Annotated in this window: 25 protein-coding genes; 7 read left to right on the top strand and 18 right to left on the bottom strand. The window is 31.0% G+C overall.

Features of this window, described 5'->3' with window-relative positions; all coding sequences use genetic code 11:
* Positions 1-3 precede the first annotated feature (3 nt).
* Positions 4-354: a large conductance mechanosensitive channel protein MscL gene (gene mscL / locus KA867_RS05230; protein ID WP_107384942.1), complete on the top strand. Its 351-nt coding sequence runs from the start codon at positions 4-6 to the stop codon at positions 352-354.
* Between the two features lie 437 nt (positions 355-791).
* Here mscL and sbcC read toward each other — a convergent pair whose 3' ends face one another.
* The 8 genes from sbcC to sosA form a co-directional block, all read right to left on the bottom strand.
* On the bottom strand, positions 792-3,818 hold the full coding sequence (sbcC, locus tag KA867_RS05225) for an exonuclease subunit SbcC (RefSeq protein WP_210137239.1): 3,027 nt from the start codon (positions 3,816-3,818) through the stop codon (positions 792-794).
* Entirely contained in the window at positions 3,815-4,948 is a 1,134-nt protein-coding gene (gene sbcD / locus KA867_RS05220) for an exonuclease subunit SbcD (RefSeq protein WP_210137238.1), read from the bottom strand. Before sbcD ends, sbcC begins: the two co-directional genes overlap by 4 nt.
* Before the next feature lie 179 nt (positions 4,949-5,127).
* Positions 5,128-5,595: a CcdC family protein gene (locus KA867_RS05215; protein WP_019467984.1), complete on the bottom strand. Its 468-nt coding sequence runs from the start codon at positions 5,593-5,595 to the stop codon at positions 5,128-5,130.
* A 285-nt stretch (positions 5,596-5,880) separates the two neighbouring features.
* A complete protein-coding gene (locus KA867_RS05210) occupies positions 5,881-6,039 on the bottom strand; it encodes a hypothetical protein (RefSeq protein WP_210137237.1) in 159 nt (52 codons plus the stop codon).
* A gap of 314 nt (positions 6,040-6,353) precedes the next feature.
* Positions 6,354-6,593: a YneF family protein gene (locus tag KA867_RS05205; protein ID WP_019467986.1), complete on the bottom strand. Its 240-nt coding sequence runs from the start codon at positions 6,591-6,593 to the stop codon at positions 6,354-6,356.
* 212 nt (positions 6,594-6,805) lie between these two features.
* Positions 6,806-8,794, bottom strand: coding sequence for a transketolase (tkt, locus tag KA867_RS05200; protein ID WP_210137236.1), 1,989 nt, complete (start codon positions 8,792-8,794; stop codon positions 6,806-6,808).
* Between the two features lie 76 nt (positions 8,795-8,870).
* A complete protein-coding gene (locus KA867_RS05195; RefSeq protein ID WP_019467988.1) occupies positions 8,871-9,119 on the bottom strand; it encodes a DUF896 domain-containing protein in 249 nt (82 codons plus the stop codon).
* Between the two features lie 123 nt (positions 9,120-9,242).
* A complete protein-coding gene (gene sosA / locus KA867_RS05190) occupies positions 9,243-9,476 on the bottom strand; it encodes a DNA damage-induced cell division inhibitor SosA (RefSeq protein ID WP_210137235.1) in 234 nt (77 codons plus the stop codon).
* 141 nt (positions 9,477-9,617) lie between these two features.
* On the opposite strand from sosA, the gene lexA reads away from it, so the two are divergent.
* Positions 9,618-10,241, top strand: a complete 624-nt coding sequence (gene lexA, locus KA867_RS05185) for a transcriptional repressor LexA (RefSeq protein WP_019467990.1) — start codon at positions 9,618-9,620, stop codon at positions 10,239-10,241.
* 188 nt (positions 10,242-10,429) lie between these two features.
* Here the strand turns inward: lexA and KA867_RS05180 are convergent, their stop codons facing one another.
* From KA867_RS05180 to rpsN, 3 genes are all read right to left on the bottom strand, one after another.
* On the bottom strand, positions 10,430-11,446 hold the full coding sequence (locus tag KA867_RS05180; protein WP_348634802.1) for a CAP domain-containing protein: 1,017 nt from the start codon (positions 11,444-11,446) through the stop codon (positions 10,430-10,432).
* Between the two features lie 20 nt (positions 11,447-11,466).
* Positions 11,467-12,444, bottom strand: a complete 978-nt coding sequence (gene guaC / locus KA867_RS05175) for a GMP reductase (RefSeq protein WP_210137234.1) — start codon at positions 12,442-12,444, stop codon at positions 11,467-11,469.
* Positions 12,445-12,635: 191 nt separating this feature from the next.
* Positions 12,636-12,905 carry a 30S ribosomal protein S14 gene (gene rpsN, locus KA867_RS05170; protein ID WP_210137233.1) on the bottom strand — a complete coding sequence of 90 codons (270 nt, stop codon included), beginning with the start codon at positions 12,903-12,905 and terminating at the stop codon, positions 12,636-12,638.
* Positions 12,906-13,129: 224 nt separating this feature from the next.
* Between rpsN and rpmG the strand changes: the two genes are divergently transcribed.
* Positions 13,130-13,279 (top strand): 50S ribosomal protein L33, encoded by a 150-nt coding sequence (rpmG, locus tag KA867_RS05165; RefSeq protein WP_017724369.1) that lies wholly within the window; start codon positions 13,130-13,132, stop codon positions 13,277-13,279.
* A 438-nt stretch (positions 13,280-13,717) separates the two neighbouring features.
* Entirely contained in the window at positions 13,718-13,966 is a 249-nt protein-coding gene (locus KA867_RS05160; RefSeq protein WP_210137232.1) for a hypothetical protein, read from the top strand.
* A 337-nt stretch (positions 13,967-14,303) separates the two neighbouring features.
* Here KA867_RS05160 and KA867_RS05155 read toward each other — a convergent pair whose 3' ends face one another.
* Positions 14,304-15,791, bottom strand: a complete 1,488-nt coding sequence (locus tag KA867_RS05155) for a catalase (protein WP_210137231.1) — start codon at positions 15,789-15,791, stop codon at positions 14,304-14,306.
* Positions 15,792-16,014: 223 nt separating this feature from the next.
* Here KA867_RS05155 and KA867_RS05150 point away from each other — a divergent pair, with 223 nt between their 5' ends.
* Together KA867_RS05150 and KA867_RS05145 are read left to right on the top strand one after the other, a co-directional pair.
* Entirely contained in the window at positions 16,015-17,460 is a 1,446-nt protein-coding gene (locus KA867_RS05150) for an amino acid permease (RefSeq protein ID WP_210137230.1), read from the top strand.
* A gap of 203 nt (positions 17,461-17,663) precedes the next feature.
* Positions 17,664-17,978, top strand: a complete 315-nt coding sequence (locus KA867_RS05145) for a hypothetical protein (protein WP_019467809.1) — start codon at positions 17,664-17,666, stop codon at positions 17,976-17,978.
* A 595-nt stretch (positions 17,979-18,573) separates the two neighbouring features.
* Here the strand turns inward: KA867_RS05145 and KA867_RS05140 are convergent.
* From KA867_RS05140 to KA867_RS05125, 4 genes are read right to left on the bottom strand one after another with little or no spacing between them, the layout of a single operon-like run.
* Positions 18,574-19,377, bottom strand: a complete 804-nt coding sequence (locus KA867_RS05140) for a Cof-type HAD-IIB family hydrolase (protein ID WP_210137229.1) — start codon at positions 19,375-19,377, stop codon at positions 18,574-18,576.
* Positions 19,378-19,430: 53 nt separating this feature from the next.
* Positions 19,431-20,342 carry a homoserine kinase gene (thrB, locus tag KA867_RS05135; RefSeq protein ID WP_210137228.1) on the bottom strand — a complete coding sequence of 304 codons (912 nt, stop codon included), beginning with the start codon at positions 20,340-20,342 and terminating at the stop codon, positions 19,431-19,433.
* A 1-nt stretch (position 20,343) separates the two neighbouring features.
* Entirely contained in the window at positions 20,344-21,405 is a 1,062-nt protein-coding gene (gene thrC / locus KA867_RS05130) for a threonine synthase (protein WP_210137227.1), read from the bottom strand.
* A 5-nt stretch (positions 21,406-21,410) separates the two neighbouring features.
* Positions 21,411-22,694: a homoserine dehydrogenase gene (locus KA867_RS05125; protein WP_210137226.1), complete on the bottom strand. Its 1,284-nt coding sequence runs from the start codon at positions 22,692-22,694 to the stop codon at positions 21,411-21,413.
* A 192-nt stretch (positions 22,695-22,886) separates the two neighbouring features.
* Here KA867_RS05125 and KA867_RS05120 point away from each other — a divergent pair, with 192 nt between their 5' ends.
* Positions 22,887-24,254: an aspartate kinase gene (locus tag KA867_RS05120; RefSeq protein WP_210137225.1), complete on the top strand. Its 1,368-nt coding sequence runs from the start codon at positions 22,887-22,889 to the stop codon at positions 24,252-24,254.
* A gap of 95 nt (positions 24,255-24,349) precedes the next feature.
* Here the strand turns inward: KA867_RS05120 and KA867_RS05115 are convergent, their stop codons facing one another.
* Together KA867_RS05115 and KA867_RS05110 are read right to left on the bottom strand one after the other, a co-directional pair.
* Positions 24,350-24,943, bottom strand: coding sequence for a hypothetical protein (locus KA867_RS05115; RefSeq protein ID WP_210137224.1), 594 nt, complete (start codon positions 24,941-24,943; stop codon positions 24,350-24,352).
* A 111-nt stretch (positions 24,944-25,054) separates the two neighbouring features.
* Positions 25,055-25,501, bottom strand: coding sequence for a sugar phosphate isomerase family (locus tag KA867_RS05110; RefSeq protein WP_245355922.1), 447 nt, complete (start codon positions 25,499-25,501; stop codon positions 25,055-25,057).
* Positions 25,502-25,735: the final 234 nt, after the last annotated feature.

The raw sequence follows: 25,735 nt of genomic DNA, 5'->3' as shown, positions 1-25,735 counted from the left end.
AATATGCTACAAGAATTTAAAGATTTTGCATTAAAAGGGAATGTCTTAGATTTAGCAGTAGCTGTAGTTATGGGTGCAGCTTTCAACAAAATTGTAACAGCTTTGGTTTCATATATTATCATGCCATTAATCGGTTTAATATTCGGTACTGTTGATTTTGCCAAAAGTTGGTCCTTTATGGGTATCAAATACGGTATGTTTGTACAGTCGATTATAGACTTTATTATTATTGCATTTGCATTATTTATATTTGTTAAAATTGCAAATACATTAATTAAACAAGAAGAAGAAGAAATTGAAGAAAATACAGTATTATTAACAGAAATTCGTGATTTATTACGTGAGAAACAATAAGTAGCAACAAAAACATTATTTAGTTATCTCATATTAGTGTAAGCGATAAGAATATATATCCTTATATGATAGATTCATAAATGAATTTTGAAAATTCATTTATGGGTCTATTTTTATCTATAATTCCTAATTTTGTTTTCTTATACATATCACTGTGTAATCTATCTCTTTTGACTAGGCTTGTATCTGCGGAAACTTTGTCCTAAATATTCAGTTGAGCATTACTTGTGTTAGTTATTTACTATAAAATCAATACACAACCATATTATTAATAAAACTCATAAATTAAATCTACGTATCATAATTTTTATTATGCTTATTACAATGGTCAAAGTAATCGAATATACACCACCTATGCATTTAAATACTTATAGCTTTAAGTTTTTTAAAAAAAGTGAACTTACTTTGTCAAAAAGTAGTTCACTGTTTTTTTGTTTTTATTGTTTTATAAAATTTGTTGTACTTTGGTATTGCTCAGTTTGTACTTCTAAAATAAGCGGAATACGTTGTTTTAGTTCACTAACATGAGAAATAATTCCAACCATTCTTCCAGAAGATTTTAAACTAAGTAGTGTATCCAAAGCAGTTTCCAACGTTTCCTGATCTAAGGTACCAAATCCTTCGTCTATAAACATAGAATCTAATGCAATCCCACCAGATTCTTGTTGCACCACTTCACTCAAACCTAATGCTAGCGCTAAAGACGCTTGGAAGGTTTCCCCTCCTGATAACGAGGTGATATGTCTTTTTTTATTAGAGTGAGAATCAAATACATCTATTTCTAAACCACTATACCCTTTTGAAGTTTGTTCTCTTCTAACTAATTGATACCTTTCACCCGTCATCAATGATAAGCGTTGGTTCGCATGAGCAAGTATTCGTTCTAAATAATATATTAATACAAAATTTTCCAATGTTAATTTTTGTTCATTTTTTCCAGATAATACTTCTGCTAAATGAAAAACTTCTTGTTGTTCTTGTAATTCTTTTTCTAAATGATTTATAACAGCATAAATATTATCGATTTTCTTATTGTTAAATTCAAGTTTATAATTATGTTGACTTAACATCGATTTAGCTTGATCTACTTGTATTTTTTCTTGTTCATAATCTTTTTTCAATTGAGAAATATCAAGTAATGTTTGGTTATTAATTTCAGTCTCTAGTTGATTAATGATAATTTCAAATTGTTGTTTCTCTTGATTGAACTTATTTATTTCTGCTTCTATTTTTGCTTTATTAGGAATTTCATTAATGGTGTGTTCTACGTCTTTCAATGATGTAAAGCCAATCCTATTCATTTCATGATCAATTTTATGATTTGCTTCTTTAATATCCTTTTGCAAACTCTTTATAGTATTTTCTAGATGTGTTTTATTATTCATTTCAAGTGCCAATTCGTTATTATATTTTTGAATTTGCTGTACCAAACATTCATATTTCTTTTGATATTCATTTACTTTCTCTAATGATTTATCGTAAGCAGTAATAAACTTATTCACATCTTTATAATGTGTGGTATTTTCAAAGTCATTAATCATCTGTGTGCTTTCATCTAATTTGAATTGTTTTGTTTTTAAATCCAATTCTAATTTATGTGATTCTTGCCTTAAATTTAAAATTTTCTCTTTAAGGTTTCTAATTTCTTCATTTTCCTCTTCTATTAATCTTTTTTCTTTCAAAAGGTTATCCTTAGTTAATTCAAGCTCTGTATAGTTAACTTTTTCTAAATCATCTAAATTAAATCTATGTAATTGTTCTAAGATGTGCTGTAATTCACTATCATATTTTATTTTTTGTTCTTTTAACTTTAGGCGTTGTTGTTCAATATTATTGATTTGGTCATGTCTTTTGGTAAGTTCATCAAAATCAATATGATGTTCAATTTCATGAATCTCATTCCCACAAAGTGGACATTTGTCACCTTTAGAAAGCACTGATTGTAATTTAATAATCATATCTTGTTTATTATTTAAATCTATATTTGTTTTATCAATAGCTTTATATTTATCATCTAATGCATTTATTTCAGATTTAATATGTTCATTTTTCGTTGTTATGTCAGTTTGTCGCTTTTGCAACGTTTGATATTCTTTTTTATTTAACTCATTTTGTTTTTTAATTTTAATTTCATTATCCAACTGATGTATTTTTTCATTAAATTGTTCATTTCTTTTATAATCTGGCTCTCTGTCATTTAATTTTTCAATATAGTGATTAAGTTGTTGCTTTTGTTTTTCGTACTGTGATTTAAACTCAACGTATGTGTTTTTTAAATTTTCAATTTGCTGGTATAGCTCTTTATATTTATCAATTTTTTTATAAAATATTTTACAATTTTCTATAAATGCTTTCGATTTATCTATTGTCTCAGATAAGTCTTTATGTTTTGCTAATTGTTCCTCACAATCTTCTAACTGCTCCTGTAACTTTGATATGCTTGTTATTGTTTCTACTTTATCTTTTTCTATCTCTTTATGCTTTTTTAAAAGTTTTTCTTTTGAGTCTAGTAAATTGGAGAGCGGTCTTACCTCATTGATTTCATTTAATAATTTTATTTGATTTTTTATATAATTTTGATTGGATAACAAAGCTTCTTGCTTTTGTTTATTTTGTTCTAGGCTTGTCATTGCATCTTGAAGTTTCAAATTACGATTTAATAAATTTTCAGCTTGCTCAAATTTTTCAATACTTCTTTTTTTAACTGCTAATAAGTCATTTTGAATAGATTCGCCTATGCTTTTGAATTGTGGTATTAATGCTTTGATTTTATCAGTTTGTCTTGAACTTATTTCTTTATACTCATTTAATAGGGGCTCATCAAAAGTCTCTAAATCCATCCAATCCGTTTCAAGTGTATGATATCGCTTTTCAATATTCGCCCTTACTTCTTTAACATCATCATTTAACAATTTTTGTATTTCTTCAAATCTTTGACTATTAAACAATGTTCTTAATATTTCTTGTTTTTCTATGCTTTTAGATAATAAGAAACGTTTAAATTCACCCTGAGGAAGGATAAATAATTGTCTAAATTGTTCTGAATTAACACCAAGTAACGTTCTAATAAATTGATTTCCAGCATTCACTTTACTTTCACGTAATTCAAATGTATCTTCAAGTTGATAAATTGAAAGTTGTCCAAGTGTTTTATTTTTATTTCCTTCTTTTACAAATGCACCTTGTCGATTAATTTTATAAATACTATCTCTCAATTTAAACTCGAACTCAACGACCATTGGTGATTTACCGTCTGCAAAGTGACTACGTAAATCACCTTCATTCCTATCTTTTGTTGATGCCTCTCCAAATAAGGCGAATACAATTGCATCAAATATCATTGTTTTTCCTGAACCCGTTTTTCCACTAATTAAAAACAATTGATCATTATTTACTTGTTGAAAATCAATGGTTTCGTCTAAAAATGGGCCGAAATTTGTTAATTTTAATGTTAAAGGTCTCATTTAGTCTCATCTCCTTCAAGTAAATGATTTAATACTTTACCAATTTTATTATTTTGAATGCTTGTTAATGATTGATCCGTCATATTCTCAAAAAATTTATTAATAATTGTTGTATCATCTAATTTTTGTATTTCTATATTTTCATGATGTAACGGTGTATTAAATTCAAAAGAACTATTGGTAAGCGCCAACGTGTTTGGGTATATTTGTTTCAAATGCATCATAGGGTCACTAACATGCGACATATGTTTTAACTTGAAATGTAAATAGTTGTTTTTATCTTTTATGCTTAATTTTTCTTGAATAGCGTCTTCATAATCCCCTTCAATTACTTCTAATTGTCTTAAGGGCGTTAATGGCCTAAATATATTTTTCAATTTATGATCTATTATTTCAATTACTCTATAACCTTTAGGTTGTGTACTTTCTGAAAAAGAGTATTGTAATAATGAACCACTATAATGAATAAAATCCGAATCTATACTAAATGGATGATGTAAATGGCCTAGTAACACTGCATCAAATTGCTGAAATGAATTTGCTGTAACTGATTCAACAGTGCCAATCGTCAATGCTCTCTCAGATTCAGTGCGAATACCACCTTGAACAGTAAGGTGACCTATTAGTATATTGACTCTATTTTGATTAATATTCTGCGTCATAAATTCTATTGATTTACGCACGGCTTGTTGATGTGTTTCTATCGTTTTATCATTAAAGAAATAACTTGTTTCATTCACTGTAGAAAATGGTAATGTATAAAAATCAATATTTCCAATAGAAATAGGGTCACACATATCCTCAAGTGAGGTTCTGATATAAAGTTGAGATTTTTCAAACCACTTCGAACCATAATTTAACCGTTCTTTACTATCATGGTTTCCACTTATCATCACCAACGGAATATTCATTTCTAAATTTAATGTATTAATTGTATTTTCCAATAACTGTATTGCAGCTTTGTTGGGATAACTAGTATCATATAAATCACCTGCAATTACGATTACATCTGGTTTTTCGTCGCTCATTTTTTTAATAAATTGATCTAATATATGTGCTTGGTCTTCTAGCAATGATTTTCCGTTCAAAATCCGCCCTAAATGCCAATCAGCTGTATGTACAATTTTCATTCTATCACTCCTAATAGAACATCCGTTCGATTTTATGATATAATACTCCTACTTAATACTCAAGTAAATTTTCAAAATATAAAAGAGGCTACTTAAATTCCATGATTTTTAAGGAAATTTAGTAGCCCTTGAGTATTAAGCATATTCAATTACTCAAATATAATTATTACTTCTTTTGCTTATTTAATTAATGTTTTCTTAACTTTTTTATATTGATATAACATAGCCAATCTCCAAGGTACAATCATACAAAAAGCAAGTAAGAAAAACATGCCCCCAATTTCACCTGGATCTATTTTATTACTTATAAATATTTTCAAAATTGTTCTGATTAACAACAGTGAAATTAAGATAATAGGAAAAGCTTTAGACCGCTTCATGTATACTTCGCTACCGGATGTTTCAAATCGAGAAGTCCAAATTAATATCGTTGAGAAAAGAACACCTAATACGATGCACTCTATTATTTCCATACCCGTTAACCTGAAATAAGGTACCACATACATTAATGCACCTGTTGCCATGAAAAATGGCGGTAAAATAATTTTCTTTTCATTTACTGGATATTGCTGCGCTTTCATTCTTACAACGATTACCCCAATACCCATTAAAAAAGCTACAACTATAGAAAAAACTAAATATAACATGCTTACACCTTCTTTATGTTACTGGCTTAATCTCCACCTCAAATAGTATATCATTTTACTATTTAACATTCAGTAATTTTAATATGTTTTCATTTGTTGTGTATAGCATGTTATTTAGCCTTTTCTGCATATTTCAAAAATTCAATTATGTATAGGTGATATAGCGTCAAAAGATTAATGTCAACGTCGGGAGGTATTGATAGAAAATTACTCAAAATAAAATAAGCCTTGTTTCAGACTTATCTTATTCATTGCTATTTAAATAGCGCGTGTTGTATCACAAGCTCACAATGCATTTTCTAAAGTATATCTAAGATAATTCATATCATGAATTTGCATCGCGTTATGATATTCTTTGAAAGCTTCATCAGTAGAAAAGTTAATATGCATATTTGCTAATCGATCTAAAACTTCTTTGTCTTCCATGTCATAAGCACTCTTCACTTATTAATACCTCCCTTATATATACAAATTATAACAAATATGATTTTACAATCAAATATTTACTGAATATTTAAAAAATAAATTACATTCACTATCACTTTAATTATTTTAATGTCCATTTAAAAAAACATAATCCATCTATAAAATTTCGAATCATTAAAGTATGATTTGCAAATGACAAAATTAAGTAGCATCACATTTATATGATCGAACCAGGGTTATATTCTCATTTTTTAAATATAATAGGCATTTGTCCAAACCAAAAAAGCTGACGACTTACTAGTAGGTAGTAATCATCAGCTTTTCACAAGACGTTATTTCTTCTTCTTGAATGCGTCGTCTTGATTTTTATTCATCATTGTCATCATTTGATTTATTTTCTTTTGAGATGGTTTTTGACCCATTTGCATCATCATCATTCGTAGCATTTCTTCATTAATTGGTGGGTTCTTTTTCAGATAATCCATCATATATTTTCTCGCAAGGAAAAATCCACCGACTAGACCTAGAATTAGTGCTAACACGATTAATAAAATTGCTAACCAAGTTGCCATTGTTTCACCCACTTTCCTATCCTAATGCATTTTACTAAAATAACCACTCCTTTTCAAGAGTGACTCATTTAATTTATATTTCCAACCTTATGTATTATATCAATTATAATTTCAGTTTGTAAATATAATCCAATCTTTATTTATAATTAAAAATTGGTATGAGAACAAAAGCTCTCATACCAAAAATATTAACTATCTTTTTTTCTTAATAATTAGAACGTTTGAATTTGATTTAAAACATTTTCTTTAGTGAAACCATATTTTTCAACTACTAAATCGCCAGGCGCACTTGCACCAAATCCATCAATACCAATCACTTTACCTTCAGTACCTACATATTTATGCCAACCTAATGATGATGCCATTTCAATAGCAATACGTTTTGTAATTGAAGCAGGTAAGATAGATGCTTTATATTCATCGGATTGTTGATCAAATGCATTCCAGTTAGGCATTGATACAACACGTACACCTTTACCTTGTCCTTCTAAATCTTTAGCAGCTTCAATAGCTAAATTAACTTCTGAACCTGTAGCTAATAGTAAGTACTCTGGATCTTTATCTGATTCAAACACTACATAAGCACCTTTACGCACACCTTCTTCAACAGTTTCTTTAGGTAAGTCCATTGTTGTTAGGTTTTGACGTGTTAATACTAAAGATGTAGGCGTATTTTCTGATTCCATTGCTACTTCCCAAGCTACACGTGTTTCATTACCGTCTGCAGGACGAATAACATTCATATTTGGAATTGCACGTAAACCAGATAATTGCTCGATTGGTTCATGTGTAGGGCCATCTTCACCAACTGCAATTGAATCATGCGTAAAAATAAATGTTGAATTTAATCCCATGATTGCTGATAAACGAAGTGCTGGTTTTAAATAGTCACTAAATACGAAGAAAGTTGCACCATATGGGTGTAAACCACCGTGAGCTGCCATACCATTTACTGCAGCACCCATTGCAAATTCACGTACACCAAACCAAATATTTTTACCTTCAGGTGTATCTTTATCAAAGTCAACCGCATCTTTAACGTTAGATTTGTTTGAACCTGCTAAGTCAGCTGAACCACCAAAGAATGAAGGGACTGTTTTACTTAGCGCTTGTATTACTTCACCAGAATCTGCACGTGAAGCACCACTATGGCCAGCTTCAAATTCTGGTAATTCGTTTGAGTAGTTCGTTGGTAATTTACCACTGATAGCTAATTTGAATTCTTCAGCTAATTCTGGATATTTTTTACTGTATGTTTCAACAAGTTTATTCCAGTTTTCTTCTTTTTCATTAGCACGTTTTAACATTGTTTGTTGGAAAATTTCATATACTTCATCCGGTACGTTAAAGCGTTTTTCAGGATCCAAACCATAGTTTTCTAAAGCTAATTTTCTTTCTTCTTCACCTAATGGAGCACCGTGTACGCCATGAGAAGCTTGTTTGTTAGGCGCGCCATAACCAATGATTGTTTTCACTTCAATGATTGTTGGTACATCTGCAGTTTTAGCTTCGTTAATAGCATTATCAATAGCATCTATATCATTACCATCTTTAACTAAAATGTGTTTCCAACCATATGATTCAAAACGCGTTTTAACATCTTCAGAAAATGCTTTGTTTAAATCTCCATCTAAAGAAATGTCATTTGAGTCATATAATACAATAAGTTTATCTAATTGTGTATGACCAGCTAATGATGCTGCTTCATGTGAAATACCTTCCATTAAATCTCCATCAGATGCTATCACGTAAGTATGATGATCTATTACATTAGCATCTTCTTTATTAAACTTACCAGCGAGATGTTTTTCAGCCATTGCCATACCTACAGACATAGCAAAACCTTGTCCTAATGGTCCAGTTGTTACTTCAACACCATCTGTATGTCTAAACTCTGGATGACCTGGAGTTTTTGAACCCCATTGTCTAAATTGTTTTAATTCATCCAATTCTAAGCTACCTGAAACGTGTAATAAACTGTATAACAATGCAGAACCATGGCCTGCAGATAATACAAAACGATCTCTATCGAAGAAATCTTTTGATTGGGGGTTGAAATTTAAGTGGCGTGTCCATAATGTATATGCCATTGGAGCTGCGCCCATTGGTAATCCAGGGTGACCTGAGTTTGCTTGTTCAACAGCATCGATACTTAAGGCTCTTATCGTATCTATTGCTAATTGATCTTTTTCTTTATTCATCTAAATGACTTCCTTTCTTATAGCAAGTTTCATTACTATTATACCTTATTTAGTAATTATTTAACAAAAAATTGATTTAGTTATTATCTTTTTTATCTTTAGAATCTAATATTTTTTTCACCTTTTCAGGCGTTACATCATTGCCCTCAGGATCAATAACTCTTGTACTTTCAATTTGTTTTTTAAAGCTTTGTCGGAAGGAATCTAAATATGCTTTTCTTAATTTCGATTGTTCTTTTGATTCAGATTCAGTCAATCCTTGTTCTTTTTTCTTTTTTGCTAACTCATTTATACGCTTAATATCTACGGCATCATTTTTCGCCATAATAAACCTCCGTAATTCATAATATAGAAAATATAACAAAAAAATAAGCGAAACTAAATAGTTACGCTTACTTTACCATTCTACTAAATAAATTCACTTTCACAATACAGTTGGCTTAATATTTTATTTGGCTTTTGCTAAAAATTGATTGAGCGTCCGTTCGCTTTTTTCATCTGAATTCATTTGGTACTGTTCGTCTTTTGTAGAAATATTTGTGATTTGATGATCTGTCATTTCGTACGTTTGTTCTGATTTTGTATTATAATAAGCACTTAATATAAATACAGTACTTAAAATCATTGTAACTAGCAATACTGTAATATAAGGTTTAATTTGATATATAGATAGTTTAAACATATAAGTCACTCCTAGAACGTTTGTTTGTACTTAAACTTTATCAGAACATCTGTTCTCTGTCAACACAAAAACGAACAAACGTTTGTAAACATTAATAATACATGCTATAATAAAAACAAATTAACGTAGGGAGTGCCTATTATGAGAGAATTAACTAAGCGACAAAATGAGATTTTTGAGTATATTAAACAGACTGTTCATTCAAAGGGTTATCCGCCAAGTGTTCGAGAAATTGGTGAAGCTGTTGGTTTAGCATCTAGCTCAACTGTGCATGGACATCTATCTAGACTAGAAGAAAAAGGTTATATAAAAAGAGATCCAACTAAACCACGTGCAATTGAAATTGTTACCGAACAATTAGGTGAAACCGTGAATATGGAATCTACAATTCACGTGCCAGTCATTGGAAAAGTAACAGCAGGTATACCTATTACTGCTGTTGAAAATGTTGAAGAGTATTTTCCGTTACCCGAACATTTCACCTCAACGCATAACAGCGATATTTTCATCTTAAATGTTGTTGGTGATAGCATGATTGAAGCGGGAATATTAGATGGAGATAAAGTTATCGTAAGAAGCCAAACTATTGCTGAAAATGGTGATATTATTGTAGCAATGACTGAGGACAATGAAGCTACAGTCAAGCGTTTTTACAAAGAAAAAACGCGATACCGTTTACAGCCGGAAAATAGTACAATGTCGCCAATCTATTTAGATCAAGTTGCTGTTTTAGGTAAAGTTGTCGGCCTATTTAGAGAAATTTAATTTTATAGATAAAGACACTCTCAATAAATAAGAGGCTACGCTTATAGCGTAGCCTCTTATTTATTGTCATTTTTTTCTAAGACATCTTTCCCTTTTTCTAGTATATCTTCTGTTTGATCTTTTTTATTTGTTGTCATAATACCTCATCCTCACAGAATATAGATACCCTTTTCAACAATGCATAAACACTATCCCGTATAATTTTCAGTCCAATAAGGTTGTTTATGTTCATTAAAGTCAACGCCGACACCTAAAGTATTAAATTCTTTTTTAAGAATATTTTTTCTATGACCTAAAGAGTTCATTAATCCTTGGTGAGCATAAATGCTACTTGGTTGACCATAAGCTAAATTCTCGCCAGCTGTATTAAAATCATGTCCATCTTGTTCTAATCTATCAAATGGTGAATCCCCAGATTGATTATTATGGTCAAAATAATTATTCTCTGCCATATCATTACTGTGTTTGCGTGCTGTATCAGAGATAGATTCAGAATAATCTAATGTATTTAACCCATGTTGTACTCTTTCAGCATTGACCAAATCAAAATTTTGGAGTTCAAAACTTTTTGCTAAATTACGCGAAGGCGTTGCATATTGATTTTGAAGTCGATTCTCCATTTTTTCACTTACTAATAATAGCGCAGTGAGATTGTTGTCATTATGCTTATCATAAAAAGCTGTCGTGTAAATATTGTCTTTTTTAAAATTATCAAATTCATTATCGCGAACGTCTATACTCAAATGACCTTTACGTTTTGTAGTTATCGGATCACCTAATCGTTCTCTAACTATATCTTTAGGAGTACTATATTTAATTTTAGATTTTGAAGAAATAACATTTTGATTACTGTATAGTCCGTTCACTTTACCTTTAATATAACTTACCATAATAAAGCTTCTATAATTCTCCGAATAATACGCATACCATTGTGTACCAAATTCATTTGAAGTAACGCGTTTTGCTTTACCTAGTTTTCTTTCAACTTCAGCCTTCGACATATTCATTTGAATATTATTCAAAGCAAATTCTTGCTCATCAGGTACTTTCAAAGCATTTTGAGTTTGTGACTGTTCGGATGATGTCCAACTATCTACTTTTGCTTTAAATTGTTGTTGCAAATTTTCTAAAGGTGTAAATTCTTTGATTGGAACAATTAAAACGATACAAAGAAGTACAATTACATATAATAAAAATCGTTTAATTTTTTACACCTACTAGTTTATTAGTCTCTGTCTCCATTAAAAATGGAGTTTCTTACTATAACATAATCTACTTTAGTCAATGAATTTAAATCATCGCCACCCGCATATGAAATAGAACTTTGTAAATCTTGTTGCATTTCATTTAATGTATCTTTCAATAAACCTTTATGTTCAACAAACATTTTTTTACCTTCAACGTTTTTGTGTTCACCTTTTTGGAACTCAGACGCACTACCAAAATATTCTTTATACATTTTTCCATCTAATTCAACAGTTTCACCAGGAGATTCTTCATGTGCTGCAAATAAAGAGCCTACCATAACCATTGATGCACCAAATCGAATTGATTTAGCAATATCACCGTGCGTTCTGATACCTCCATCAGCTATTATCGGTTTTCTTGCAGCTTTACTACAATGGTTCAACGCAGCTAATTGCCAACCACCTGTGCCAAATCCTGTCTTAATTTTTGTAATACAAACGCGACCTGGTCCAATACCAACTTTAGTTGCATCTGCACCAGCATTTTCCAATTCACGAACACCTTCTGGCGTTCCAACATTACCTGCAATAACAAATGCTTCAGGAATGTGGTTTTTAATATGTTTGATCATATTAATAACGGCATCAGAATGCCCGTGTGCAATATCAATTGTAATATACTCAGGAATCACATTATCCTGTGCTAATTTTTCTACAAAATCAAATTCACGGTCTTTAATACCAACTGAAATTGAAGCAAATAACCCTTTATCATGCATTTTCTTTACAAATGGTATACGTGCTTCTTCATCGAATCTATGCATGATATAGAAGTAATCATTTTCAGCGAACCATTCTGCTAATGTTTCATTCATTACTGTTTGCATGTTTGCAGGTACCACTGGTAATTTAAATGATTTTGGACCAAATTTTACAGTAGTATCACATTCTGAACGGCTATTAACAATACATTTATTTGGAATAAGCTGTATATCTTCGTAATCAAATATCTTCATAATTAGATAAACCCCTAACATTTATTAATAAAATAGTATTTAAAGGTAAGATTTTCAAATAAAATTCATAACTCTAAATAGAAATGCTTAAACATATGATAGTTATTTCCGAACAATGACATTTTATTTATCTTTACCAATAGTTAATATACATGCTTTTTCCCTAAATGTAAATGAACTAAAGTCCTAAATTACCAACTTGATTTTTTCACGCCAGGAATTTGTCCTTTATGTGCATGTTCTCTAAACGCAATACGTGACATTTCAAACTTTCTCAGCACACCTCTTGGACGCCCCGTTACTTTACATCTACGTGTCAGTCTTGTTGGTGAAGCATCTCTTGGTAATTTTCTTAATGCTTCATAATCACCATTTTCTTTTAACGTTTTTCTTAATTCATAATATTGTGCTACTAAACGTTCTCTTTTTTGTTCCTTAGCAATTTTAGATTTTTTTGCCATAATGTTCTCTCCTTTTACAAATCGTAATTATTACGTTTTGTATAATAACACATTCTTCTTATTTATCAAACTAAAATATTTAAATTACTGACATTCACATAATGATTAGAAATTTAACATTCATTAACTACTGATTTTTCAAAGATCACTCTTATTGAAATTAATGAAAGAATATGATATTATTTTAAAACGTAATGATTCCTGTTAAGAAAGAGGTGTTAACTTTGCGCGTAAATATAACATTAGCTTGTACTGAGTGTGGTGATCGTAATTATATTAGCACTAAAAACAAGCGTAATAACCCAGAACGAATTGAACTTAAAAAATTCTGTCCACGATTAAATAAATACACTTTACATCGTGAAACAAAATAATTCTGTGCTTTCATTATCTTTTTAATACGACATTCAAACTAATTGTCTGGGATATAAACATCTTAGACTTAGTATTAACGTCAATTCTATCTCTTTACTATAGAATTGACGTTTTTTATATTTTAAATGGTAAAAAACGCCGAACATATATCATATTTGTAAGAAAATGATAAGTTTATTATTTTGATCATGAGAATTTTGTAGCCTATTTTAATATTTTAATGTTAATTGAAACATTGGAGATGAATTGTGATTTAAAATCTTTACATGCACAAAAATACTATAATTTATTTCAAATTATAATTTATTAATCAAAATTAATAGTTATTTAACAATAAAGTACTTAATTAACACTTTTAAATAGGTTTAGAGACTACTAATAAAGGTTGTTAAGCCTTATAATAGATAGAGTATATTAAATTTGTGGAGGCGTTTCATATGGAAAATCGTCATATTACAAAGGAGCAAAAAAAGCACATTATAGATTCAATAACGGAGAAAACAAAAGATAAAAGTATATGTAACTGTGGACATCCAAATATTGAAATATTAAACGGACATTATTTCCTACCATTGTTAACTGCTTCTTTAGGCAATGACCCAACACCTACGATAACTTTATTATGTAATAATTGTGGTAAAATGCATTTCTATTCACAAAATTTCTTAGGTATCAAAACTCGATAATTATTTTTGAGCGATTGAGAAATAAATGACTGTTCATCACTCACTCTCATCATATGATGAGAGTGATAGTTAACAACCTTTGACAACCTACAAAGACTCTGACTTTGTAGTTTTTTATATGTGGAAAATTAATAAAACCAAAGCAATACTTATTACATTGACTTAGTATAAACAATTATAAAAACGGATGATTTTTACTTTATATCGTAAAAATCATCCGCTTAAAATCATACACGTACTACATATATATCAATTTATTGTCATAAATTAATTATTTTATATAATTCCTTACAACGTTAAAGCGTAAATATGCGTGTGTATAATAAGGTATATTTTATTAATCGGCAATTTCTAAATCTACATCATTAATGTCGATGCCTAGTGCTTTTGCAACACCTTTACCATATTCGCTATCCGCTTTATAACAGTGACGAATATGACGATGTTGTACTTCTAAAGTAGTACCTTGCATTTCATTAGCTGTATTTTCAAAAATACGTTCTTGTTGTTCTTTTGATTGTAATCTGAATAAGCGACCTGGTTGTTCGAAGTAGTTATCATCATCTTTTCTTAAATCATATTCATATGCTTCACCTTCAATTTTTAGACCAGGTTTTTTAAATTCAGGTTGATCTTCAAATGAACCATCACTATTTGGATAATAATGAGTACTGCCACCTTGATTATTATCAATAATTCTCATTTGGCCATCGCGACTGAATGGACAAATATTTTCCATACCTACACCTTTAGGTTGATTAACTGGGATTTGCCAATGATTCACACCTAATCTATAACGTTGTGCATCACCATATGAGAATAGTCTACCTTGTAGCATTCTGTCTGGAGAGAAATCTATACCAGGTACAATATTTGTAGGTGCGAAAGCAGCTTGTTCAACATCTTGGAAATAGTTGTCTGGATTACGATTTAATTCGAATTCTCCAACTTCTATTAGTGGGTAGTCTCCTTTATACCAAACTTTTGTTAAATCAAACGGATTATCTTTATGGTTACGCGCTTGTTCTTCCGTCATAACTTGGATATACATTTTCCATTTTGGATAGTCTTTATTTTCAATTGCTTCAAATAAATCACGTTGTGATGATTCTCTGTCTTCAGCAATTACGCTAGCTGCTTCATCAGGTTGTAAATTTTCAATACCTTGTTGCGTTCTGTGGTGGAATTTTACCCAAACACGTTCACCTTTATCATTGTACATAGAATAAGTATGAGAGCCAAATCCGTGCATGTTTCTAAAGCCCTTAGGAATACCACGGTCTGACATTAAAATTGTTACTTGGTGCAATGCTTCAGGTAAAGATGTCCAGAAATCCCAGTTGTTTTGTGCACTTCTCATATTTGTTCTTGGATCACGTTTCACTGCGTGGTTTAAACTTGCAAATAATTTCGGATCTCTAAAGAAGAACACTGGTGTATTATTTCCTACTAAATCCCAGTTCCCTTCATCTGTATAAAATTTCAATGCAAATCCACGAATATCACGTTCAGCATCAGCTGCACCTCTTTCACCTGCTACTGTTGAAAAACGTGCAAACATTTCTGTTTGTTTACCTACTTCAGAAAAAATGCTTGCTGAAGTATATTGCGTAATATCATTTGTAACTGTAAATGTACCAAATGCACCTGAACCTTTTGCATGCATACGTCTTTCTGGAATAACTTCTCTATCAAAATGAGCCATTTGCTCTAAAAAGTACCAATCTTGCATTAATAGTGGTCCTCTAGGGCCTGCTGTCATACTATTTTCTCTATCTGAAATTGGTGCGCCAAATAGGCTCGTCAACTTTTTCTTGTTACTCATAATATTTCCCCCGCTTTTTCTTATTAATAATAATTATTACCTAGTATTTATTTTAATCTATAATATTTGTAAAAGCAACTCACAATACATCTATAAAATAACAATTTTCAAAATATTTGAATATTTTATGGCTTTAAAGTCATAAAAAGCATTGCTCTTAAATCACAAAACCATTAAAATGGAGAATATATTTAAAATTCAATAGACTATAGGAGACTGTATTATGGCACAAAACAATATGAACCGTGGTCTTAATTCTAGACACATTTCTATGATAGCAATTGGTGGTGCAATTGGCACAGGCTTGTTTGTAGCTACTGGAAGTGTAATATCACAAGCAGGACCAGGTGGTGCAATATTAGCTTACTTGATTATTGGCGTGATGTTATATTTCTTAATGTCTTCAATCGGTGAACTTGCCACCTTTTATCCGGTTTCAGGTTCTTTTAGTTCTTATTCAACCCGTTTTGTTGATAGTTCCCTAGGTTTCACCATGGGATGGCTATATTGGGCAATTTGGCTACTAGTTACCAGCGTTGATATTATTATCTCTTCAAGTGTAATTTATTATTGGGATTTCTTCCAATTTTTCAGTCCAGTTACTTGGAGTATTATCTTCCTTGCCATACTTTTCTTACTTAATATTTTCTCTGTAAAAGCTTTCGGTGAAACAGAATTTTGGTTATCACTTATCAAAGTTGCAACAATAATTATTTTCATCGTAATTGGTGTATTGACGATTATAGGAATCTTAGGTGGAAAGACGTATGGTTTAGGCAACTACGTAACAGGAGAAGCTCCTTTTGTAGGAGGCATCTCCGGCTTCTTGGGTGTTTTGCTTGTGGCTGGATTCTCTGTCGGCGGTACCGAAGTGGTGGCCGTAACAGCAGGAGAATCTTCAAATCCAAGTCATTCAATGCCAAAAGCAATTAAACAAGTGTTTTGGAGAATATTATTGTTCTATGTTTTATCAATTGCTGTTATTTCAGCTATTATTCCTTACACTGACCCATTGTTATTAAACAAAAGTGAATCTGTATCACAGAGTCCTTTTACAATCGTATTTGATCGTGTAGGTATTGCCTTTGCCGCTTCGGTTATTAATGCTGTTATTTTAACTTCATTATTATCTGCTGCGAATTCAGGTATTTATACTACAAGTAGAATGCTTTTCTCAATGGCAGAAGATAAACAAGCACCTAAATTTTTGGGTAAATTAAATAAAACTACAAAGTTACCTTTGGTATCATTGTTCGTAACTTTTATCATTGTTTTATTTATAATTATAATTGCTCAGTTTAAATCAGATATCGTCTTTTCACTATTAAATATTATTGGTTCTTTAGTCATCGTTGTTTGGGCTTCTAGTATCGTAGCGCAAATCAGGCTGCGTTCAGCGATTAAAAAGCAAAAATTGAACCCTGATGAGGTACTACCTTATAAAGCTCCCTTCTATCCTTTAGGGCCAATCATAGTCATCATTGCATTATTATTCTTATTCATAGGTAATTCAATTGGTGCGATTTTAGCTGGTGACATGAGCGTTTTAATTAGAAACCTATCGCCGATGATTATTTTAGCTATCATTTACTTTGTTCATAAATTAATACGACAAACTAAAATTGTTAAACTCGAAGACATTGATTTAAAAGAACATGATTATAATTAATGAATTGCACTGTAAAAGTATTTTAAAATACTTTTACAGTGCTTTTTTTAATATTACAAACCTTACATTTATTTATTACCTACTTGTTCAAAAATAAACCTTAATCATGAGAATTTATAATAATTAAAAGCATATCATATTTTCAGATACCTAAAACTAAGGTATAATGAAGTTAATAATTTAATGACTTAGAGGTGGAAATTATGATTGGACAAACAAACCTATTTGACGATATTTTAGAAACTGACGAGCGTTTCGTTATTGTTGTACAATCACTTGAAGAAAGACATGATCAATTAATCAAACGCACATTAAGAGAGTATCCAAGTTTAGATCACTCACAAATGGAAAGTCTTTTTAGCCATCTTAAAGAATTATTTTCAGAAGAAGAATTTGAAGAAAATCAGTCAGCGTTTTCAATTACAGTTTATACTAATTTAAACTATGCTGCAGATAATGTTTATGCTCATGTTAAAAGACATAGAGGTAAAAATGAGTGGACTCATACTGCTAAATAATAACCTACAAAAATGGCAATTTCTAATTTTTATATAGAAATTGCCATTTTCTTTGCTTTTAGTTGTAATTTTTACTGCAGTTGCATTTTTTCTACTAATTCTATGCAAACAGAATATTTTAGTTAAAAATTTCTAATGTATCAGCTTAGTCAGATACTGCATATTGATGATTTAGCATTACTTATAAATGGTATATTAATTTAAGTTGTCCACATTTCTTATAATCATTTGCGTTCTTAAAAAATAATATCATGTACTATTTCGCTTTCGTTTAATTTAATATTTTTATTTAGTATATATAATGCGCTTATTTTCATACTAAAATACATACTTGATAACGACTTTGTACCGTGCTGATGCCTGGGGGTAGTATGAGAGAGAGACTACAGGCTCGAGCCATACCCCAGGCAAACATGCACGGTAAAAATCGGAAGATTTTAAATATAAAGAGGACAAATCCATTGTTAATGATTTGTCCTCTTATTTTGAGAATAGGGATTTATGTCCTAACTTCTTATATGTGAGCATTTCGAATCAAACTATCAATCATTTGCATGACCAATATTTTAAAAATAAAAGTTAAGTAATAAATATGTTAGTTAAGTAAAGCTTTTAGTGTATGTGGGATGCCATCATTATCATTTGTTAAAGTAACTTCATCAGCAACAGCTTTGACATCATCATTTGCATTGCCCATAGCAACAGCTTTACCAACTACTTTTAACATCGATATATCATTTGAACTATCACCGAAACCAATAACTTGAGATAATTTTATATCTAATTTTTGACACAATTCAGTGATAGCATTTCCTTTGGATACACCTTGTGCCATAAATTCTAAGAAAAACGGTTTACTTGTAGTAACGTCAATATTTTCATTAAAATGACCGTCTAAATCACTTCTTATACTTGTAATATTTGGGACATAATCAATCCCCATAACTTTAGGTACGTCCTCTTGAATATATGCTTTTAAATCATCCACTTGTTTCATTGGCAAGCCTGTGAGTTCTGATTCAATATTCATATATTCATGTTCACCTTCATATACGATATAACCATCTTGGTAAGTCAAAACAAATAATTTTTGATCCCTACAAAAGTCTACAATACTATCAAAATCAGACTTCGACACAGTGCGACTCACTTCCACTTTTTCATCAGAAACTTTAACTGTTTTTCCACCATTGTAACTTATGACATAACTGTCATGTTGGTCTAATTTCAAATGTTTTGCTGTAGGCATCATACCATCTGTTGGTCTACCCGAAGCGAGTACGACTTTATAACCTTGCGCTTGTATATCTATTAAATACTGGGATGTTTCAACACTAACTTCGTTATCAGAAGTCATTAATGTATCATCCATATCCATCACTATTAATTTATATCCCATCTTGCTATCTCCTTTCAACCTCTACAAGACTATATTATAACAAATAAATCAAACTAATATACTACTTCAGATTCCACTCCAGTGATATTAACTGTAACGAGTTCTGATCGACAATTCGTAAATTCACGTTTAAGTTCTCTCACTAATTCGCCGCTTCGTTCAGGTGCTATCAAGGTTAAAACAGTTGGGCCTGCACCACTAATAACTGTAGCATAAGATTTATATTGTTTTGCAATTTGTTTAATGGTTTGAAATTCTGGGATTAGATGTTGACGAAATGGTTCATGAAAACCGTCTTGTTCCATCATCTTGCCTGCAAGTTCATAATTTTGTTGTATTAAAGCACTAATCATTGTATTACTGATGGCACTATTTCTAACAGCATTTTTATGTGAAAATGTTTCCGGAAGTACATTCCTTGAAAGTGTCGTACTTAATTCATTTGATGGTATTGTTATGATAATATCAGCTTTTGGGGGATCAATATATGATACATCCGTCACTTTTGTTTCGGGATCATAGTACCCTAAGACAAGTCCACCGTAAATTGTAGGTGCTACATTGTCGGGATGTCCTTCAAATTCAGTTGCCAATTGCAATAATTCATATTTAGATAGCTCTATATCACCAAAATAATTAGCTATGTATAACCCCCCTACTAGCGCAGAAGCAGAGGAACCTAAGCCTCTTGCTAGTGGGATTTCACTTCTCATTTCTATAGATAAAGACGGTAAAGTCACATCATATTTATTAGCTACTTGTTGTGCAATTTGATAAATATAGTGTGATTCGTCTGTAGGTAATGATTCAACATTTGGCCCGATATGTTTAAATGACCAACTATCACTATGATTAGTTCGCACATCAAGATATAAAAATTTATTTAAAGCCATTCCAATAGAATCAAATCCGACACCTAAATTAGCAGTAGATGCCGGTATTTTTAAATGTAAACGTACACTCATGCTAAAGTGCTCCTTTAATATATTCTAAAATGCTTTCTCTATCATTTGGTAGTGGTTTAATTGGATTATCTAATAATGAGATAGCTGTATCTGGATCTTTTAAACCATTACCTGTCAACACTGACACGACGCGTTTGCCTTTTGGTAACCTACCAGCACGGTGTAACTTAATTAAACCAGCAATGGAGGCATTGCTTGCAGGTTCACTAAATATACCTTCTTTTCGAGCCATCAGCTGATATGCTTCTAAAATTTCTTCGTCTGTTACGCTATCAATAAGACCTTCTGATTCTTTTAAAGCACGATTAGCTTTATCCCAACTTGCGGGGTTACCAATTCTAATTGCAGTAGCTACTGTATCTGGATGCTTCACTACTTTATTTTGAACGATAGGGGATGCACCTGCAGCTTGGAACCCATATAAATTAGGAAGTTGCGTATCATTCGCGTCATGATACTCTTTAAATCCTTTCCAATATGCTGAAATATTACCAGCATTTCCAACCGGAATGGATAATATATCTGGTGCTTGTCCATTCAATTGTTGAATCACTTCAAAAGCACTTGTTTTTTGACCTTCAATACGATAAGGATTAACTGAGTTCACAAGCGCAATTTCACCATTTTTTGCCACTTCTTGTACAATTTCAAGTGCTTCATCAAAATTTCCTTCTATAGAAACAATTTCCGCACCGTTCATAACTGCTTGCGACAATTTTCCTAAAGCAATTTTCCCTTCCGGAATAACAACAATCGCTTTTAAACCAGCTCTTGCAGCATACGCTGCCGCGGAAGCTGAAGTGTTACCAGTTGAAGCACAAATCACTATTTTCTTGCCTTCTTCTTTAGCTTTAGCCATTGCCATTACCATGCCTCTATCTTTAAATGAACCTGTTGGATTTGCACCTTCATATTTAACATGTAATTCAATACCAAGCATTTCAGACATGTTTTCACAGTATATCAAAGGCGTATGACCTTCATTTAAACTTACTTTAGGTGTATCAGCTGTTACTGGTAAATATTCCTTGAATTCTTCTACAAGCCCTTGCCAATTTTTCATAAACATTAAACTCCTTCAACTGGGTAAATTTTCTGTACAACATAACCTGATTCTTGAATTGTTGCTATCGGGGATTCATCAATACCTATGATTACTACACCAGCAGTATGTGCATCACGTTCAGTAACTGCTAATGATTTATGAACAGGCAATTCCCCTTTCAATAAAGTTTCAACTTGATTTACATCTTCTCCATCTGTTTGTACCACGACATAATAACTTTCTTTCCCTTTGATAACAATCGTATCTTCTTCTTCGTTCATCATTTCTTTGGTTTCTTCAGTTTTCAATTCAAAATGCGGTGGTAGCGTATGCAAATTAGTATCAAAATTAAATGTAACATTTAATAAATCACTTACAACGGCACTCCCTGTAGCTAAACTACCTGCACCTTTACCATAAAACATTGTTTCTCCAACAGCATCACCTATAACATAAATCGCATTAAATTCATCTTCTACTGACGCTAACTGATGGCTTTTATCAATCAAAGTTGGTGCGACTGATGCATTAACCTGAGCATTTTCATATGTACCTTTACCAATTAACTTAATTTTATATCCAAGTTTATCAGCTACTTTAATATCTGATAGCGTGACATCGCTAATACCGTATTTATCAACCTCATCTAAATTAATCACCTGATTAAATGATAAATACGATGTAATAACAACTTTTCGTGCTGCATCTATCCCCTCAACATCATCGGTTGGGTCTGCTTCAGCAAACCCTAGACGTTGTGCTTCTGCCAATGCTTCTTCAAAAGATGTTTCTTCTTGTGTCATCTTACTTAATATAAAGTTAGATGTGCCATTTAAAATCCCCATAAACTTACTTATATTATTGGCGTTCAAACCGTTATTTATAGCATTTACAATCGGAATACCACCTGCGACACTAGCTTCATATTTTAAAGCAACATCATTTTCTTGCGCTAAATGCTCTAGCTCTCTTAAATTTTCAGCTAGAAGATCTTTGTTTGCAGTAATCACGTGTTTTTTCTCACTCAATGCGCGTTTTAACCACTTTACTGTGGGCTCAACTCCACCAAGCACTTCGACAACGATATCAATGGATTCATCTTCAAAAATATCTTCTATATTCTCTGTTAAATTATATTTAGATGTATTAATAGGACGCTTTCTAGACTTGTCACGTACTAATATATGTCTGATATTAATATCTTTATTCATTGTTTCTCTAATTTGTTCTCTATTTTCTTCTATTATTTTTACTACACCAGAACCTACAGTTCCTAAACCAAGTAGTGCTACATTTAATTCTTTCATGTCTTCATTCCTCCGTTTGTTTATCTAAAAAATACAATTGTACATTTGAAAAATACTTGAATATGGTATAGTATAAATTCATTCATTATTTTTGTAAAGTCTATGAATATTTAAAACGTATATATATATTATCACTCCTGTGATAAAAACTAAACTAAATTTTCTGATTTTTTAGAAAGGTTGTATAACATTATGAAAGTAACTAAATTCGGAGGAAGCTCTGTTTCCAATGCAGAGCAAATTAAAAAGGTATTAGACATTGTTAATTCAGATGAAGCTCGAAAAATCGTAGTCGTATCAGCACCAGGAAAACGAAATAAAGATGATGTGAAAACCACTGACTTATTAATTCGACTTTACGAAAAAGTGATAGAACGATTAGACTACAATTCTAAAAAAGAAGAAATCATTCAGCGTTACAAGGATATTATTAACGAACTCAATATGAGTGATGCACTTTTAAAAACAATTGATGAAACTTTAGAAAGTTACATAGCTACATTGAGCGAAAAGCCATCCAGACTCCTAGATGCTTTACTTTCATGTGGTGAGAACTTTAATGCTCAAATTATTGCAGAATATAATAACAGCCAAGGTATTCCGACGCGTTATATTTCTCCTGGAGAGGCTGGTATTACTGTTACAGATTTACCTCAAAATGCTCAAATCTTAGACCAATCGTATGAAGCACTTTATAACTTGAGGTCATTTAAAGAAAAATTAATCATCCCTGGTTTTTTTGGTATTTCTAGACAAAATTACGTGGTCACATTCCCTCGTGGTGGTTCAGATATAACAGGAGCTATTGTAGCAAGAGGTGTAAGAGCAGATTTATATGAAAACTTTACAGATGTTTCTGGCATTTTTAGAGCTAATCCTTCTATTGTTAAAAATCCTGAAGTCATAAATGAAATTACATATCGCGAAATGCGTGAGTTATCTTACGCTGGCTTTGGCGTATTCCATGATGAAGCTTTACAACCGTTACACAAAGACAGGATTCCTGTCGTTATAAAAAACACAAACAGACCTGATGATATAGGAACTTATATTAGACATGATAGAGAAATTGACTCAAATAGTATTGTAAGTGGCATTAGCTGCGACAAAGATTTCACAGTATTAAATATTAAAAAGTACCTTATGAATAGACAAGTTGGTTTTACACGTAAAATACTAGCCGTACTAGAAGACTATAATATTTCATTTGACCATATGCCCTCAGGTATAGATAACATTAGTATCATCATGCGCTCTAAAGAGATACAAAACAAAGAGGAACAAGTACTTAATGATATACGTAAAAATTGTGATGTGGATGAATTAAGCATTGAACATGATTTAGCGATACTAATGGTGGTTGGTGAAGGTATGCATAGAATCGTTGGTACTGCAAGCACAATTACTCACGCACTTGCAGAATCAAACATAAACTTGAAAATGATGAACCAAGGCGCTTCAGAAATTTCTATGATGTTTGGAATCGACGTTACAGACGCAGAGAAAGCAGTTAATGCTACTTATGAATATTGTTATACTAAGAATTGTTTGAATATTTAAACAATAATCACTAATTATTTATCGATAAAAAATCCTTCAAATCGTATAGACTCATTTGAAAGTTAATGAATACTAATGAATGATTTGAAGGGTTTTTAAATTGCTTTTTTTTCTGATATAAGTGCTTGATTAATACGTTCATCTCCGACAACTAAGCGTAAAATAACAAATTGATAATAACTTAACGAATCGATAACACTTCTATAATTTGGTAATTGATGATAATCGATGGGATCCAGTAACTCATACATTAATACAATTTCAGGTTTAATATAATCTACATCCCATTTGATAGAATGAAAATAAATATGTTTTTCGGGTAAGCGAATATTGTGATTCCACCTGAACATCCATTCATCATCTTCAACATCATAAACAATAATTGTCATGATTAACTCATCATTTATATAAATATTTGCATGAGTGACATCTGCAAATTCTAACTTTGTAAAATCAGTAGTTGTATTTTTACCATCATGTAAAACAATCGTATTACTTTTAGGTATAAACTTTAAAACTTCACCAAGATATTTTCTTTCAACACTAATATCTACCTTATCGTCTAAATTAAACTCATCATGAAGAAAAAGTTGTTTTGCGACTTCACCATTATATTTAAACAGTTCAGGTACATTTTCAGTTAAATTTTTTACAACTTCTTTAATATTTTTATCATTACTAACTGCCAAATCTGTACCTCCTATCAAAAGTAAGCGTTTCCATTAATATTCATTATATTATTTGTTACTACATTTTTCAATGTGAAAAGCACAAAAATGTGAATTTAAACACATTTTTATCTAAAATTCGCCAATATAGCTATAGTCTTGTCGCTGATGATGTTTCAAAATCGCCGGTCTGTTAACAATTAATAATTTTTCTGAACGATTGTATAAAGCTAACTGAATTTCAGCAATTTCTGGCAATGTTTGATACAATGCTTTATCTATCATATAAGGTGCAGTTGCAAAATAATAACGAATGCGATATCTCTCAAAAGTTTGGATAACATCCGTACCAGTGATAATATGTAGTGCATTGTCTACCTTTCCATTTGGCATTATAATATTAAAATCAGTGTATCTTGCAACATATTTTATGATATCAGTTGAAAAAGAAATCACTGAAATTTTAAATTTAGCTTCATATAGTTCGTCAATCATATGATAAGTAACTGGGTGATTATCAAATGCAATAACATCTTCATTATTAATGTTTTCTATTATGTAGTTGATATATTTTTTCATCGTAGTCAAATCAATGTCCTCCAAACAGACTTTTCTATAGTAAGTATAGTAGATAATATATGTATTACCCAATTAAGCACTAATTAAATAGATATATCATTTTTAAAATTCAATAATTTTTATAATAAATCATATCACTCATTTATATATTAAGTGGGAATTGCTTATAATTAAAAAATATGATTATACTAATATTAACCCTATTAGTTAATTGTATTTGTACTAATATAAATA

The organism is Staphylococcus sp. GDH8C109P, assembly GCF_017893405.1.
In the GTDB taxonomy this organism is placed as follows: domain Bacteria; phylum Bacillota; class Bacilli; order Staphylococcales; family Staphylococcaceae; genus Staphylococcus; species Staphylococcus cohnii.
The sequence above is the reverse complement of the archived record's forward strand: the minus strand, read 5'-3'. Positions and strand labels throughout refer to the sequence as shown.

Bases quoted from the DNA above. Each gene is read 5' to 3' on its own strand.
- mscL (WP_107384942.1), top strand. From the start codon at position 4: ATGCTACAAGAATTTAAAGATTTTGCATTAAAAGGGAATGTCTTAGAT.
- sbcC (WP_210137239.1), bottom strand. From the start codon at position 3,818: ATGAGACCTTTAACATTAAAATTAACAAATTTCGGCCCATTTTTAGAC.
- sbcD (WP_210137238.1), bottom strand. From the start codon at position 4,948: ATGAAAATTGTACATACAGCTGATTGGCATTTAGGGCGGATTTTGAAC.
- KA867_RS05215 (WP_019467984.1), bottom strand. From the start codon at position 5,595: ATGTTATATTTAGTTTTTTCTATAGTTGTAGCTTTTTTAATGGGTATT.
- KA867_RS05205 (WP_019467986.1), bottom strand. From the start codon at position 6,593: ATGGCAACTTGGTTAGCAATTTTATTAATCGTGTTAGCACTAATTCTA.
- tkt (WP_210137236.1), bottom strand. From the start codon at position 8,794: ATGAATAAAGAAAAAGATCAATTAGCAATAGATACGATAAGAGCCTTA.
- KA867_RS05195 (WP_019467988.1), bottom strand. From the start codon at position 9,119: ATGGCGAAAAATGATGCCGTAGATATTAAGCGTATAAATGAGTTAGCA.
- sosA (WP_210137235.1), bottom strand. From the start codon at position 9,476: ATGTTTAAACTATCTATATATCAAATTAAACCTTATATTACAGTATTG.
- lexA (WP_019467990.1), top strand. From the start codon at position 9,618: ATGAGAGAATTAACTAAGCGACAAAATGAGATTTTTGAGTATATTAAA.
- guaC (WP_210137234.1), bottom strand. From the start codon at position 12,444: ATGAAGATATTTGATTACGAAGATATACAGCTTATTCCAAATAAATGT.
- rpsN (WP_210137233.1), bottom strand. From the start codon at position 12,905: ATGGCAAAAAAATCTAAAATTGCTAAGGAACAAAAAAGAGAACGTTTA.
- KA867_RS05160 (WP_210137232.1), top strand. From the start codon at position 13,718: ATGGAAAATCGTCATATTACAAAGGAGCAAAAAAAGCACATTATAGAT.
- KA867_RS05155 (WP_210137231.1), bottom strand. From the start codon at position 15,791: ATGAGTAACAAGAAAAAGTTGACGAGCCTATTTGGCGCACCAATTTCA.
- KA867_RS05150 (WP_210137230.1), top strand. From the start codon at position 16,015: ATGGCACAAAACAATATGAACCGTGGTCTTAATTCTAGACACATTTCT.
- KA867_RS05145 (WP_019467809.1), top strand. From the start codon at position 17,664: ATGATTGGACAAACAAACCTATTTGACGATATTTTAGAAACTGACGAG.
- KA867_RS05140 (WP_210137229.1), bottom strand. From the start codon at position 19,377: ATGGGATATAAATTAATAGTGATGGATATGGATGATACATTAATGACT.
- thrB (WP_210137228.1), bottom strand. From the start codon at position 20,342: ATGAGTGTACGTTTACATTTAAAAATACCGGCATCTACTGCTAATTTA.
- thrC (WP_210137227.1), bottom strand. From the start codon at position 21,405: ATGAAAAATTGGCAAGGGCTTGTAGAAGAATTCAAGGAATATTTACCA.
- KA867_RS05125 (WP_210137226.1), bottom strand. From the start codon at position 22,694: ATGAAAGAATTAAATGTAGCACTACTTGGTTTAGGAACTGTAGGTTCT.
- KA867_RS05120 (WP_210137225.1), top strand. From the start codon at position 22,887: ATGAAAGTAACTAAATTCGGAGGAAGCTCTGTTTCCAATGCAGAGCAA.
- KA867_RS05110 (WP_245355922.1), bottom strand. From the start codon at position 25,501: ATGAAAAAATATATCAACTACATAATAGAAAACATTAATAATGAAGAT.